This is a genomic window from Streptomyces sp. NBRC 110028 (genome assembly GCF_001417735.1).
Taxonomy (GTDB): Bacteria; Actinomycetota; Actinomycetes; order Streptomycetales; family Streptomycetaceae; genus Streptomyces.
In genome coordinates this window covers 401,811-414,984 of sequence record NZ_BBUZ01000026.1, presented here as the reverse complement: position 1 = coordinate 414,984, position 13,174 = coordinate 401,811, and the positions used below count along the sequence as shown (strand labels likewise).

The 13,174-nt window shown below is 70.6% G+C and carries 11 protein-coding genes and 2 pseudogenes; 10 read left to right on the top strand and 3 right to left on the bottom strand.

Annotated elements, in window-relative coordinates:
* The first annotated feature begins 182 nt into the window (after positions 1 to 182).
* From ASC60_RS17130 to ASC60_RS17110, 5 genes are read left to right on the top strand one after another with little or no spacing between them, the layout of a single operon-like run.
* On the top strand, positions 183 to 1,691 hold the full coding sequence (locus ASC60_RS17130) for an ABC transporter substrate-binding protein (RefSeq protein ID WP_234356979.1): 1,509 nt from the start codon (positions 183 to 185) through the stop codon (positions 1,689 to 1,691).
* A complete protein-coding gene (locus ASC60_RS17125; protein ID WP_055551742.1) occupies positions 1,688 to 2,632 on the top strand; it encodes an ABC transporter permease in 945 nt (314 codons plus the stop codon). The genes ASC60_RS17130 and ASC60_RS17125 overlap by 4 nt, the downstream gene beginning before the upstream one ends.
* Positions 2,633 to 2,634: 2 nt before the next feature.
* Complete coding sequence (locus ASC60_RS17120; protein ID WP_055551741.1) at positions 2,635 to 3,528, top strand: ABC transporter permease; 894 nt, start codon at positions 2,635 to 2,637, stop codon at positions 3,526 to 3,528.
* A 45-nt stretch (positions 3,529 to 3,573) separates the two neighbouring features.
* Entirely contained in the window at positions 3,574 to 4,401 is an 828-nt protein-coding gene (locus tag ASC60_RS17115) for a creatininase family protein (RefSeq protein ID WP_055551739.1), read from the top strand.
* A gap of 17 nt (positions 4,402 to 4,418) precedes the next feature.
* On the top strand, positions 4,419 to 6,095 hold the full coding sequence (locus tag ASC60_RS17110) for an ABC transporter ATP-binding protein (RefSeq protein ID WP_055551737.1): 1,677 nt from the start codon (positions 4,419 to 4,421) through the stop codon (positions 6,093 to 6,095).
* Between the two features lie 26 nt (positions 6,096 to 6,121).
* On the opposite strand, the gene ASC60_RS17105 is transcribed toward ASC60_RS17110, so the two are convergent.
* On the bottom strand, positions 6,122 to 6,802 hold the full coding sequence (locus tag ASC60_RS17105; RefSeq protein WP_055551861.1) for a GntR family transcriptional regulator: 681 nt from the start codon (positions 6,800 to 6,802) through the stop codon (positions 6,122 to 6,124).
* Between the two features lie 56 nt (positions 6,803 to 6,858).
* On the opposite strand from ASC60_RS17105, the gene ASC60_RS17100 reads away from it, so the two are divergent.
* The 3 genes and pseudogenes from ASC60_RS17100 to ASC60_RS44090 form a co-directional block, all read left to right on the top strand.
* Entirely contained in the window at positions 6,859 to 7,617 is a 759-nt protein-coding gene (locus ASC60_RS17100; protein ID WP_055551735.1) for an HpcH/HpaI aldolase/citrate lyase family protein, read from the top strand.
* A 10-nt stretch (positions 7,618 to 7,627) separates the two neighbouring features.
* Entirely contained in the window at positions 7,628 to 8,440 is an 813-nt protein-coding gene (locus ASC60_RS17095) for a carbon-nitrogen hydrolase family protein (RefSeq protein WP_055551734.1), read from the top strand.
* A gap of 311 nt (positions 8,441 to 8,751) precedes the next feature.
* Positions 8,752 to 8,922, top strand: a pseudogene (locus ASC60_RS44090) (IS5/IS1182 family transposase); the annotation flags it as partial.
* On the opposite strand, the pseudogene ASC60_RS17090 reads toward ASC60_RS44090, so the two are convergent.
* Positions 8,882 to 9,097 (bottom strand): annotated as a pseudogene (locus ASC60_RS17090) (sigma factor); the annotation flags it as partial. The pseudogenes ASC60_RS44090 and ASC60_RS17090 sit on opposite strands and share 41 nt — an antisense overlap.
* 237 nt (positions 9,098 to 9,334) lie before the next feature.
* On the opposite strand from ASC60_RS17090, the gene ASC60_RS17085 reads away from it, so the two are divergent.
* Both ASC60_RS17085 and ASC60_RS17080 read left to right on the top strand, forming a co-directional pair.
* A complete protein-coding gene (locus tag ASC60_RS17085; RefSeq protein ID WP_055551730.1) occupies positions 9,335 to 10,372 on the top strand; it encodes a glycoside hydrolase family 5 protein in 1,038 nt (345 codons plus the stop codon).
* Between the two features lie 23 nt (positions 10,373 to 10,395).
* Positions 10,396 to 12,186 (top strand): glycoside hydrolase family 9 protein, encoded by a 1,791-nt coding sequence (locus tag ASC60_RS17080; protein ID WP_055551728.1) that lies wholly within the window; start codon positions 10,396 to 10,398, stop codon positions 12,184 to 12,186.
* Positions 12,187 to 12,264: 78 nt separating this feature from the next.
* Here the strand turns inward: ASC60_RS17080 and ASC60_RS17075 are convergent, their stop codons facing one another.
* Positions 12,265 to 12,753, bottom strand: coding sequence for a glutathione peroxidase (locus ASC60_RS17075; protein WP_055551726.1), 489 nt, complete (start codon positions 12,751 to 12,753; stop codon positions 12,265 to 12,267).
* Positions 12,754 to 13,174: the final 421 nt, after the last annotated feature.

The following is a 13,174-nucleotide window of genomic DNA, read 5'->3' as shown; positions in this document are numbered from 1 at the left end:
CCCGTTGACGGTCAAGTAGACCCCATGTATACATGCGCCATACGTGGTGAATCATTCTTCGGAACGGCCCCATCCCGGGCCTGGCGGGTGGAGATGTCATGGGAGTGATGAACAGGCGGGTCTTCCTCAGGGGAGGCGCCGCCGCACTGGGAACGACCACTTTGGCGGCCTGCGGAAATCCGGTGACCCTGCCCGAATCCATGGAGGCCGTCCACTCGAAGGCCGACGGTCCGAACCGGGGCGGGGTCCTCCACTTCGGGCTCTCCACCGACCCGGCCAACCTGGACCCGCACGTCTCGACCGGCACCGCCTCCGACTACCTGCGACAGCTCGTGTACAACGGCCTGCTTCAGTACGACGGCTCCGGAGCAATCGTCGCCGACCTCGCGTCCGAGTTCGGCTGGGCGGGTCGGCGCACGTACAAGGTCAGACTGCGGCCGAAGGTCGCCTTCCACGACGGGTCGGTGATGACCGCCGAGGACGTGGTCTTCTCCTTCCGCCGGATGATGGACAAGGAGACCGCGGCCACCTCGGGTCAGCTGCTCGCCGGGGTGAAGTCCGTCGAGGCGGCCGACGCCACCACGGTGGTGTTCCACCTGACGCAGCCCGACGTGGCCTTCCCGTTCGCCCTGGCGGCACCGACGTCCAACGTCGTCTCGAAGCGGTGGATCGAGTCGGGCGCCGACACCAAGATCCAGATGATGGGTACCGGCCCGTTCCGCTTCGTGGAGCGGATCCCGGGCGTCAGTACCACCTTCGTCCGGTTCGACGAGTACTTCGAGCCGGAACTGCCGTACCTCAACGGAATCGTCTTCCAGCCCATGGGCGACGACTACGCCCGGGTGACGGCACTGCGCACGGCCACCGTGGACATGATCGACTACGTCCCGGCCACCCACGTCGGCGTCATCACCCGCAACCCCCGCTTGCGGTTCGCCTCGGACCGGACCTTCGGCTTCGGTTTCGTCGGGTTCGTGACCAGCAAGCCGCCCTTCGACGACGTCCGGGTCCGTAAGGCGGTCGCCCTCTCGATCAACCGGCGCTCGGTCCTCGACACCGCGCTGCTGGGGCACGGACAGCCCATGGAAGGAGGGCTCATGTCCGGCTCCTTCGCCCGCTACGCGGGGCAACTCGACGGCTCGATGCCGTACGACCCGGAGCAGGCGAGGTTCCTGCTCAAGCAGGCGGGGCAGGAGGGGCTCGCGCTGCCGGTCGTCACCACCAGCTCGTACTCGGTGATCTCCCGGCCGGCGCAGGCCATGCTGCCCGGTCTGCGCGCGGCCGGCCTGAAGCCGGAACTCACCCAGCAGGAGTGGCTGACCTTCCGGGCCAGTGTGGCCGCCAAGTCGTTCCCGGTCCATTCCTGGGGGACGGCGCCCAAGTTCGGCGACCCCGCCTCCCTCGTCGACTTCATCGGCGGCACCGGCGCCTTCGCGATGAACCTCGACTTCCAGGACGACCGGATCGACGAACTCCTCGTCCAGGGGCGGCGGACGGCCGACCCCGCGCTGCGCGACGAGATCTACCTGGAGGCGGAACGGCGGGCGCTGAAGCTGGTCCCGATGGCCTACACCGTCCGCCGTGAGCAGGGGGAGGCCCACTACCACTACGTCAAGGGCTACCAGCACCCATCGAAGGGTGCGTGGACCGCCGTGGCCCTGCGCCGGACCTGGATGGAGAAGACAGCGTGAAACTCTTCCTTCTCAGACGGTTCGCCCAGGCGGCCGTGCAGTTGTTCGTCGTCGGAAGCATCGTCTTCTTCCTGGTGCGCCTCATACCGGGCGACCCCGCACGGGCCGTCCTCGGCGACGCCGCCACGGAGGAGCAGATCGCCCAGACCCGGCAGGCGATGCACCTCGATGAGCCGTTCCTGCGGCAGTTCCTCGGGTTCTGGGGGCGGCTGTTCCAGGGCGACCTGGGCACCTCCCTGATCAGCGGCCGGGAGGTGATGCAGGATCTGCCGTCCCGGATCGGCAACTCCCTCGAACTGGTCCTCGTCGCCCTGGCCATCGCCCTGGTCGTCGGGATCATCCTCGGCAGGCTGGCCGCCACCCGTGCCGACCGGCCGGCGGACCACGCGCTGGTCGCGGGGTCCATCTTCGGCATCTCCCTGCCGGTCTTCGTCGTCGGCACCCTGCTGCTGCTCGTCTTCGCGTTCCTCGTCCCCGTCCTGCCGCCGCGCCGCTTCACCTCGCCTCTGGAGGACCCCCTCACCCATCTGCAGACGCTGGTGCTGCCGGTGATCACGCTGACCGCGGCGTCGTGCGCCGTGATCACCAGGATGACCAGGGCGGCCATGCTCGAGACGCTCACCGCGGACTACGTGCGCACCGCCCGCTCCAAGGGGCTGGCCGAACGGCACGTGATCAACCGCCACGCCCTGCGCACCGCCCTGCTGCCGGTGGTCTCGGCGACCACGGTGGAGCTGACCACGCTCATCGGCAGCACGGTCCTGGTGGAGACCATCTTCGGCTGGCCCGGCATGAGTTCCCTGCTGATGGCCGCCGTGGGACAGCGTGACTACCCCGTCATCCAAGCCGTGGTGCTGGCCGTCGCGACCATCGTCATCCTGATCAACCTGGTCGGAGACCTGGTGGTCAGGGCCATCGACCCCCGGGCGGAGGACAACTGATCATGAGCACCGTTTCACACCCCCTGGTGCCGGCCCTGCCGGATGCGCCGACGAGCGGCGGCAGCGGCAAGAAGTCCTTCCTCGCACGGATGGTGGCGAACCGCAGGACCTCCGTGGCGGGTGCCTTCCTGCTGCTGGTCGCCTTCCTCGCGATCTTCGCACCGCTGATCGCCCCGCACGACTACCGCGAGATCGTCGGCAGACCGCTCTCCTCCGGCGGGGTCCTGGGGACCGACGACTTCGGCCGCGATGTCGTCTCCCGGCTACTCATCGGACTTTCCACCTCCCTGGGCGTGGCCCTGTCGGCCGTCCTGGTGGCCGCCGTGCTCGGGGTCGTGCTGGGACTGCTGGCCGGATACGCCGGCCGCCCGGTCTCGCTCGTCATCATGCGCGGCATCGACATCCTGCTCAGCTTCCCGCCGATCGTGCTGGCGATCGCGGTGGTGGCGGTGCTCGGCCCGGCCCTGGCCAACGTGGTGCTGGTGATCGGCGTCCTCTACATCCCCCGGTTCACCAGGATCGTCTACAGCCAGGTGCTCGCGATCCGGCACGTGGAGTACGTCGAGGCCGCGGAGATCATGGGCACGCGCCCGGCCGTCATCGCCCTGCGGACGATCCTGCCGAATGTCGCCGCCCCCGTGATCGTGCAGCTCAGCCTCTCGGTGAGCTTCGCCATCCAGATGGAGGCCGGCCTGAGCTTCCTCGGCCTCGGGGCCCAGCCGCCCCTGCCGTCCCTGGGCTCGATGGTCGGCTCCGGACGCGACTTCCTCGAGGTCCAGCCCACCTTGCTGATCTACCCCTCGGTGCTGATCATCCTCATCGTCCTCGCGCTCAACGTCTTCGGTGACGGCATGCGCGACCTGCTCGACCCGCGCCGTCGCGACAGGAGTTCCTGACCGCGTCGTCTCCCCGGCGGCACCACCCACAGTGAAAGGAACCAGATGTCCGAGGCCCTCCCCACCACCCACCGGCTCGGCGAACTCTCCTGGACCCAGGTCGAGCAGCTGGCCGAGCAGGACCCGATCATCCTGCTGCCCATCGGCGCGGTCGAGCAGCACGGGCCGCACCTGCCGATCCACGAGGACTCCATCGTCGCCGAGTGGGTGGCCGACCGGCTGGCGAAGGACAACGACAACTGCTACGTCGCACCCGCGCTCCACTACGGGCACTCCGGCACCTTCCGCGGATACCCCGGCAACCTGTCCCTGAGTCAGGCGACGCTGCGCACGGTCACCTACGAACTCATCGAGGCACTGGTCCGGTCCGGGTTCCGGCGCATCGTCGTCATCGACAACAATGGCGGCAACGTCGGGCCGGTCACCGGTGCGGGTCTCGACGCGCGGCGCGACTTCGGGATCCTGGTCGGGCACCTCTACCCCTGGCAACTGGGCTACGCGCTCATGCGGGACGTGTACGACGACCCGGCCACGGCGTACGGCCACGGGGCGGAACCCGAGCACTCCGCGATGCTCGCGCTCTTCCCCGACCAGGTGCGCGGCGACCTCGCCGTCGCCGGCGGCCTGGAGTCCGCCGCCGGCTGGGCGCCGACCAGCTACAACGAGGCGGCGATCCCCGGCTACGACGTCCGCGGCACCGTCCTGTGGGACTTCTCCGAGGTCAGTCCGACCGGATGCACCGGCGACGTGAGCCTGGGGAGCGCGAGCACGGGCCGGATCTGGATCGAGCGGGTGATCGGATTCTGCTCCGCCTACCTCCAGGAATACGACCGGAACACCTCCACGAAGCAGCCCCCCGCCCGTCCCGCGTGACCGTCCGAGGAGACGCCATGACAAACGGTACGACTTCATCCGACCCGATCCTCTCGGTCGAGGGGCTCTCGGTGGACTTCCGGATCGCCGGTGCCTGGACACCCGCCGTGCGGGACGTCAGTTTCTCCGTGGCCAAGGGCGAGGTGGTCGCGCTGGTCGGGGAGTCGGGCTCCGGCAAGTCCGTCAGCTCGATGTCCGTGCTCGGTCTGCTGGGGCCGGGATGCCGACGCGACGGCAGCATCCGCTTCGACGGCACGGAACTGCTCGATCTCGACGCCGAGGGTCTGCGGGCCATCCGGGGCAAGCGGATCGCGATGATCTTCCAGGAGCCGATGACGGCCCTCAACCCCGTCCACACCATCGGCGAGCAGATCATCGAGGCGATCCGCTGCCACGAGCCCGTGCCGGCCGCCGAGGCCCGGGCGCGGGCGCTCCAGCTTCTGACGGAGGTCGGCATCCCGGAGCCGGAGCGCCGCATCGACAGCTACCCGCACCAGCTCTCCGGCGGGCAGCGCCAACGCGCGATGATCGCCATGGCGGTCTCCCACTCGCCGGAGGTCATCATCGCCGACGAGCCGACCACGGCGCTGGACGTCACGGTGCAGGCGGAGATCCTGGAACTGCTCCGCCGCCTGCAGAAGGATCTCGGTTCGGCGGTCGTCATCATCACCCATGACATGGGGGTCGTCGCCGACCTCGCCGACCGGGTGGTGGTCATGCGGCGGGGCGAGGTCGTCGAGGAGGCCCCGGTCGACACGCTCTTCTCCGACCCGCAGCACGAGTACACCCGCCGGTTGCTCGCCGCGGTGCCGCGCCGGCGGGCCGGCGGCCGCACGGAACCGGCACCGGCCGCCCCCGGCGCCGCACCGGGTGGGGCCGCGACGCTCCGGGTCAGCGACCTGGAGGTCGAATATCCCGGACGGCTGGGCCGCAAGGGCTTCAAGGCCGTGCACGGCGTGAGCCTGGCCATCGACAAGGGCAAGGTCCTCGGTCTGGTTGGCGAGTCGGGCTCCGGCAAGTCCACCATCGGCCGGGCGATCGTCGGCCTGGCGCGGGCCTCGGCCGGCTCGGTGGAGATCTGCGGCACCGACGTGACGCGCCTGCGGGGCCGGGCGCTGCGGGACTTCCGCGGGAAGTACTCGATGGTCTTCCAGGACCCGGGGTCGTCGCTGAATCCCCGGCTGTCGATCGGGGACTCGATCGCCGCCCCCATGATCATCAACCGCTTCGCGGACCGCTCCGCCATCCGCAGGCGTGTGCGCGACCTCCTCGACCAGGTCGAGCTGCCCTCCGGCTGGACCGACAGGTTTCCGCACGAACTCTCCGGCGGTCAGCGCCAGCGTGTGGGCATCGCCCGCGCGCTGGCCCTGGAGCCGGAACTGCTCATCGCCGACGAACCCACCTCCGCCCTCGACGTCTCCGTCCAGGCCACCGTGTTGCGGCTCTTCCAGGAACTGCAGGACAGGCTCGGCTTCTCCTGCCTGTTCATCAGCCACGACTTGGGCGTGGTCGAGCTGCTGGCCCACGAGGTCGCCGTACTGCAGCACGGCCGGCTGGTCGAGCACGGCCCCGCCGGCGAGGTGCTGAACAACCCGCGCACCGACTACACGCGCAGGCTGGTGGCGGCCGCGCCGGTGCCCGACCCGGCGGAGCAGGCCGAGCGCCGCAGGCTCTGGCAGGCGACGGCGAAGTGACCCGCCGTCGCCCACCGGGGCCCTGGTCAGGGCAGGTGCGAGAGCACCTGCTCGTCCGGCTGCAGATGGCGGCGCAGTGTGTGCTCGGCGGCGTCGAAGTCGTGCACCCTCAGCGCCTCCAGCAGCGCCCGGTGCTCCGGGCCGATGACCGTCAGCCTCTTGGGGCGGACCGAGACGGCTCTGACCCCGATCCGCTGATGCCTCGGCTGGAGGCTTCGGTAGAGGTCGACCAGGACGCTGTTTCCCGTCGCCTTCACGAAGGAGAAGTGGAAGAGGAAATCCATCTTCGCGTGCTCGGCGATGGCCTCGCGGTCCCCGGCCCGGCACCGCGCCAGCGTGTCCGGATCCTCCATGGCGTCCAGAAGCCCGGTGAGGTCGGCGGGAGGCTCGATGTGTTTCACACAGAGAATCCTGAACCCGTGGATCTCGAGGACCTGCCGCATCTCGTAGGTCTCAAAGAGCTCTCCGGCCGTCACTCGGCGCACCTGGGCGCCGCGCCGCGGAAGCAGGTCGATGAATCTCTCCGCCGCCAGCCGGTGGAGCGCCTCGCGCACCGGCGTCCGCGACACCCCCGCCTCGTCGGAGACCATCTTCTCCTCCAGGAAGGTCCCCTCGGGGAACCGACCGCAGAGGATCGCCTCCTTCGCCCACCGGTAGGCCCGCTCACCGGCCGTAGCGGGCTGACCTTCGTCGAATGACCAGTCCATCTCGCCCCTTTGCATGTATACCCAATGTATACCAGCTTTCATGAAGGAGTTCCGCAGTGCCTGAGCAGAACCGCAGATACGCCGCCTGGCTGTCCGGCCCGAGCGTCGCAGCGGCCGAGATCGTCGCCCAACTCGGCTATGGCGCGGTGGTGTTGGACATCGAGCACGGCTCCTTCGATCTCGCCGACCTCGAACGCTTCATCCCGTTCCTCCGGCAGCTGAACCTCGATGTGCTGGCGAAGGTGCTGGGGCCGGAGCGCGGGCCGATCCAGCAGGCCCTCGACTTCGGCGCCACCGCGGTCGTGGTCCCCCACATCGAGAACGCCGTGCACGCCGCCACCGTCTGCGCCTTCGCCAAGTTCCCGCCCCTGGGCGACCGGAGCTTCGCCGGCGGCCGCACCGCGCGCTACGGCGGCTTCGACGACGACTGGATCGCGCGGCAGGACCGCGGGACCCGGGTGTACCCGATGATCGAGGACGCCGGCGCGCTCGACGAGATCGAGGACATCCTGGCGCTCCCCACGGTCGACGGTGTCTTCATCGGCCCCAGTGACCTCTCCATGCGGCGTGAGCGGGGCGCCTACACCAGGTCCGCCGGCGACTTCGCCGACCTCCGGACCGTGGCGGAGGCGGCGCGCGCCGCCGGCAAGCCCTGGGTGCTGCCGGCCTGGTCCGCGGCGGAGAAGGAGTTCGCGCTGACCCACGGGGCCGACCAACTGGTCCTCACCATGGAGCACGGCGCCCTCATGGCCGGCTTCCGGACGGTTCTCGCCGAGACCACCGAACTGACCGCCGCCCTCCACCCGCACCGCTAGGAGACAGATCGTGCTCACCACCGTCGGCCAGTTCGGCGCCACCACCGACAAGGCCGCCAACCTCGAGGCCGCCGCAGCCCTGATCGGGCAGGCGGCCGCCCGGGGATCACAGCTCGTCGTACTGCCCGAGAACGCCATGTACTCCAACCCGGACCCCGAAGCGGACATCACCCCGCACACGGAGCACATCGACGGCCCGTTCGCCACCGCGATCAGCACGCTGGCCTCCCAGCACGGCATCGCCGTCGTGGCGGGCATGACCGAGACACCGCCCACCGGCGCCGACCGGCCCAGCAACGCCGTCCTCGCGGTGGACCGCAAGGGCGATCCGCTCGGGGTGTACCGCAAGGTCCACCTCTACGACGCCTTCGGGTACCGCGAGTCGGACCGTGTCCAGGCCCATGCGCCCTCGCCGTTGCTCTTCGACCTGGAGGGAGTCACCTTCGGCGTCATGACCTGCTACGACCTCCGGTTCCCGGAGATGGCCCGGTTCCTCGTCGACGCGGGGGCCACGGCCCTCGTCGTGCCCGCTGCCTGGGTGGTCGGCCCGGCCAAGGAGGACCATTGGACCACGCTGGTCCGCGCCCGGGCGATCGAGAACACCGCCTATGTCCTGGCCTGTGGCCAGACCGGCCCCGTCTGCACCGGCCAGAGCCTGATCGTGGACCCGATGGGCCATGTGGCGGCCTCGGGGGGTGAAGCTCCGGGCGTGGCGTCGGCCGACATCGACCAGGCGCGGGTGGCGGCCGTCCGCGCCAGGAACCCCAGCCTCGCGAACCGGCGGTTCCGTGTCGTCTTCGGCCCGGAGCAGCCGGTGCTGTGACCGGAGGGGCTCCCGGCTCGCGCCACCCGGCACGCGAACGCGGCCGGACGGGGCGCCGGGCGGCGCGCGTCCGGCCGCGTTCGCGCACGGCCCGGTGCGGGTGCCGGGCGGCCCCGGCGTCCGTGCCGGCGGACCCGTCGGATCTCGTCGGACTCGTCCGCGGCATGGGTCCGGCATGCGCGGTCCCCCGGTGACACGAAGGGCCGGACCCAAGGAGATGCTGTTGGCGAATCCGGCTCCCTGCGTGACGTCGGCCTTCAAGACCTGGTTGTGGTCTTGAAGGCCGACGTTGTCGTTTGGGGAGGGTGTCGGTGTCGATGCAGCCACAGGAGCCGGGGGAAGTTCCGGTGGAGACGGTGGGGGTGGCGCGCGCAGCCTTCCCCAAGGGCAGTCTGGCGATCCGGGTCCGGGATGAGCTGGGTGTTCTGTTCACTGACGAACAGTTCGCAGCATGTCGAGGCACACCCGGCCGACGACCGTCGTCAGCCATCCGCCCAGGTTCGTCACCTCGCCGGTGTCGGAGCGGCTGAGCCGCAGCCAGGCCTCCTGAACGGCGTCGTCGGCCTCGCTGAGCGAGCCCAGCATGCGGTAGGCCACCGCCCTCAGATGGCCGCGGTGTGCCTCGAAGTTCTCCGCCAGGAACGCGTTTCCGCCCATCGGGCCTCTCTCGTCGTCGGTTGTCATCAGAACACTGACGTACGGGCCGCGGCGGATGTGACAGACGGGCGGACACCGCAGTGGGCCGGTACGCCCGTTCGGCCCCCAGCCCTTGACGCGCCGCGGCGCCCTGGCTAATAACTTGGGAGCGCTCCCAAGCCGTTCACCGTTTCCGGACATTGTTGTCATGCTCGGGGCAATCCTCGGGCCCGACCGCTCCCCCACCAGGAGTCGCCCATGCGTAAGACCGCCCCCGGCGGTGCCACCCCCCGCGTCGTGGCCGTCGTGTTCGCCGCCCTCGCCGCCCTGCTGCTGTCCCTGCCCTCCCTCGCGCCACCCGCCCGTGCCGCCGGCGCATTACCCGTCGCGGGCGGATTGCACGTCGCGGGCGGCAAGCTGGTCGAAGGCAACGGCAGCCCCTTCGTCATGCGCGGCGTCAACCACGCCCACACCTGGTACGCCTCCCGGACCCCCCAGGCCCTCTCGGACATCAAGGCGCTGGGCGCCAACACCGTGCGAGTGGTGCTGTCCACCGGGGACCGCTGGGCCAAGAACGACACCGCCGATGTGGCGAACGTCGTCGCGCAGTGCAAGCGCGCCCGGCTCATCTGCGTGCTCGAAGCCCATGACACCACCGGCTACGGCGAGCAGGGCGGCGCCATCACCCTCTCCCGCGCCGCCGACTACTGGATCAGCGTGCGCTCCGCGCTCGCGGGCCAGGAGAGCTACGTCGTCGTCAACCTCGGCAACGAGCCGTACGGCAACACAGGCGCCACCGCGTGGACCGCCGACACCAAGGCCGCCATCCGGAAGCTGCGCACCGCCGGAATCCATCACGCCCTGATGGCCGACGCCCCCAACTGGGGCCAGGACTGGGGCTTCACCATGCGCGACAACGCGGCTTCGGTCCTGGCCGCCGACCCGGACCGCAACACCGTGTTCTCCGTCCACATGTACGGGGTCTTCGACACCGCCGCCGAGGTCAAGGACTACCTCACCCGCTTCGTGAACGCCCAATTACCCCTCGTCGTGGGCGAGTTCGGCCATAACCACTCCGACGGCAACCCCGATGAGGACGCCATCATGGGACACGCCCAGGAGCTCGGCGTCGGCTATCTGGGCTGGTCCTGGAGCGGCAACAGCGGCGGTGTCGAATACCTGGACATGGCCACCGGATTCAACGCCGCGGCGCTCACCGGCTGGGGACAGCGAATCTTCAACGGTGCGAACGGCATCGGCTCGACGTCCAGAGAAGCCACGGTCTACCGCTCCTAGCCCCCGACAGAAGGGCCTCCACCATGCCCAAGTCCCCCCTCCCACGCACCGCCGCCGCCCTGCTGGCCGGAGCGCTGCTGTTCGCCGCCGCGCCCACCACCCAGGCGGCCGTGGCCGCGCCCTCGGCCGTCCACGTCAACCAGCTCGGCTATCTGCCGGACGGCCCCAAACGCGCCACCGTCGTCAGCGCGAGCACCACCGCCCTGCCCTGGCAGCTGCGCGACGCCTCCGGCGCGACGGCCGCCTCCGGCACCACCACCGCGGGCGGCGCCGACGCCGCCTCCGGCGACTCCACCCAGCTGGTGGACTTCTCCTCGTACCGGGGGACCGGCACGGGCTACACCCTCACCGTTGACGGGCGGACCAGCGATCCGTTCGACATCCGCGCGGGCCTGTACGACGGGCTGCGCGCGGACGCGATGTCCTTCTTCTACCAGCAGCGCAGCGGCACCCCCATCGAGGCCCGGCTCGCCGGCGCGGCGTACGCGCGCCCGGCCGGGCACCTGGGTGTCGCGCCCAACACGGGCGACACCAGCGTGCCCTGCCAGCCCGGGGTGTGCGACTACGCGCGAGATGTCCGCGGCGGCTGGTACGACGCCGGTGACCAGGGCAAATACGTGGTCAACGGGGGCATCGCGACCTGGCAGCTGGTGAACTCCTTCGAGCGCGCCAAGCGGACCGGCCACTCCGCGGCGCTCGGCGACTCCACCCTGCGCGTACCGGAGCGGGGCAACAAGGTGCCCGACGTCCTCGACGAGGCGCGCTGGGAGCTGGAGTTCCTGATGCGGATGCAGATCCCGGAGGGGAAGCCGCTCGCGGGCATGGCCTTCCACAAGGTGCACGACGCGGCCTGGACCGGCCTGCCGACCCGCCCCGAACAGGACTCCCAGCCGCGTGAACTCCACCCGCCGTCCACCGCCGCCACCCTCAACCTGGCGGCCGCCGCGGCGCAGTGCGCACGCGTCTACGCGCCCTACGACGCGGCCTTCGCCGCCCGCTGCCTCACCTCGGCGCGCCGCGCCTGGACCGCCGCCCAGGCCCACCCCGGCCTGCTCGCACCGGACTCCGACAGCACCGGCGGCGGCGCCTACGGGGACACCCGGGTCGGCGACGAGTTCTACTGGGCGGCCGCCGAGCTGTACGCCACCACCGAGGAGAGCCAGTACCGGGACGCGGTGACCTCCTCGCCCTTCCACACCGCCGACGGCGTGTTCACCCCGGGCGGGTTCGGCTGGGCCGATACCGCCGCCCTCGGCCGCATCACCCTGGCCACCGTCCCGAACAAGCTGCCCGCCACCGACCTCGCCCGCGTCCGCGCCTCCGTGGTCACCGCCGCCGACGGCCACCTGGCCACCATGAGCCGCCAGGGATACGCCGTCCCCCTGCCCACCGACGGCTACGTCTGGGGCTCCAACAGCCAGGTGGCCAACAACGCGAGCGTCATCGCCATCGCCTACGAACTCACCAAGCGACCGCGCTACCGCACCGGGGCGCTGGAGGCCCTGGACTACCTGCTCGGCCGCAACGCCCTCGGTCAGTCCTACGTCACCGGCTACGGCGACCACACCTCCCTCAACCAGCACCACCGCTTCTGGGCCCACCAGTACGACGCCTCCCTCCCGCACCCGCCCGCGGGCTCCTTCGCGGGCGGCCCGAACGCGGCACTGCAGGACCCGGTGGCCCAGGAGAAGCTGGCCGGGTGCGCGCCCGCGAAGTGCTACATCGACGACATCGGCTCGTACTCCACCAACGAGGTGGCCATCAACTGGAACGCCCCGCTGGCCTGGCTGGCCGCGTTCGCCGCCGAACGCTGAGCGCCATTGGTGAGCCGCCGGCCGGCGCCCGACGACGCGCGAGCGTCGCAGAGGGCGCCGGCCGGTGGCCTCTCCCGGTCAGCGCGGCAGCTGGGCCTCGATCGCCTCGACGACCTCCGCCGCCTCCGGCTCGGTCCGCGGCCGGAACCGGCCGGCCACCTCGCCCTGCGGCGAGACCAGGAACTTCTCGAAGTTCCACTGCACGTCCCCGGCCTCCCCCGCCGCGTCCGGCGTCCGGGTCAGCTCGGCGTAGAGCGGATGCCGCTGCTCGCCGTTGACGTCCGTCTTCTCCAGCAGCGGGAAGGAGACACCGTACGTGGTCGAGCAGAACGTCTCGATCTCCTCCGCCGTCCCCGGCTCCTGCCCCGCGAACTGGTTGCACGGGACCCCCAGCACGGTGAAGCCGCGCCCGGCGTACCGCTGCTGCAACCGTTCCAGCCCCTCGTACTGCGGCGTCAGCCCGCACTTGGACGCCACGTTGACCACCAGCACCGCGGCACCCTGATGCGCGCCGAGGGTGGTCGGCTCGCCGGACAGGGTGCGCAGGGGAATGTCGTACAGACTCATCGCGGATACCACCTTCGTCGTCAGAAGATGCGCCCAATCTATGCCCTGCGGGCGCCACCACGTCCCGGCGTGGATCGACGCCGGCTCACTGCTGGGTGATCCGGCTGCAGGCCGGGACATGAAGCGGATGATCGGGCGGGGCGGATGGGGAGGATACCAAGGCGGCAGGCCGGGCCAAGCCCGCACCCACGGTGACGGTGACGGTCACCGCGAAGCCCGCCCAGACCAAGCTCAAGGCCGAGCCGACGCCGACCGTCACGAAGACTGTCACGGCCGAGCCGGGGGTTCGTCTTCCGGGGCGGGGAGCGGGGCCACGGCGAGGTGAGGACGGGACGCTTTCGTACGCCGCACACCATCAGGGCGCGTGCTCGCATCACGGCGGGGTCGCCGTCTTCCACCGGTGACACGGCGACGGGGCGCG

Excerpts from the sequence above, each read along its gene's own strand:
- ASC60_RS17120 (WP_055551741.1), top strand. The coding sequence starts at position 2,635 with ATGAGCACCGTTTCACACCCCCTGGTGCCGGCCCTGCCGGATGCGCCG.
- ASC60_RS17115 (WP_055551739.1), top strand. The coding sequence starts at position 3,574 with ATGTCCGAGGCCCTCCCCACCACCCACCGGCTCGGCGAACTCTCCTGG.
- ASC60_RS17110 (WP_055551737.1), top strand. The coding sequence starts at position 4,419 with ATGACAAACGGTACGACTTCATCCGACCCGATCCTCTCGGTCGAGGGG.
- ASC60_RS17105 (WP_055551861.1), bottom strand. The coding sequence starts at position 6,802 with ATGGACTGGTCATTCGACGAAGGTCAGCCCGCTACGGCCGGTGAGCGG.
- ASC60_RS17085 (WP_055551730.1), top strand. The coding sequence starts at position 9,335 with ATGCGTAAGACCGCCCCCGGCGGTGCCACCCCCCGCGTCGTGGCCGTC.
- ASC60_RS17080 (WP_055551728.1), top strand. The coding sequence starts at position 10,396 with ATGCCCAAGTCCCCCCTCCCACGCACCGCCGCCGCCCTGCTGGCCGGA.
- ASC60_RS17075 (WP_055551726.1), bottom strand. The coding sequence starts at position 12,753 with ATGAGTCTGTACGACATTCCCCTGCGCACCCTGTCCGGCGAGCCGACC.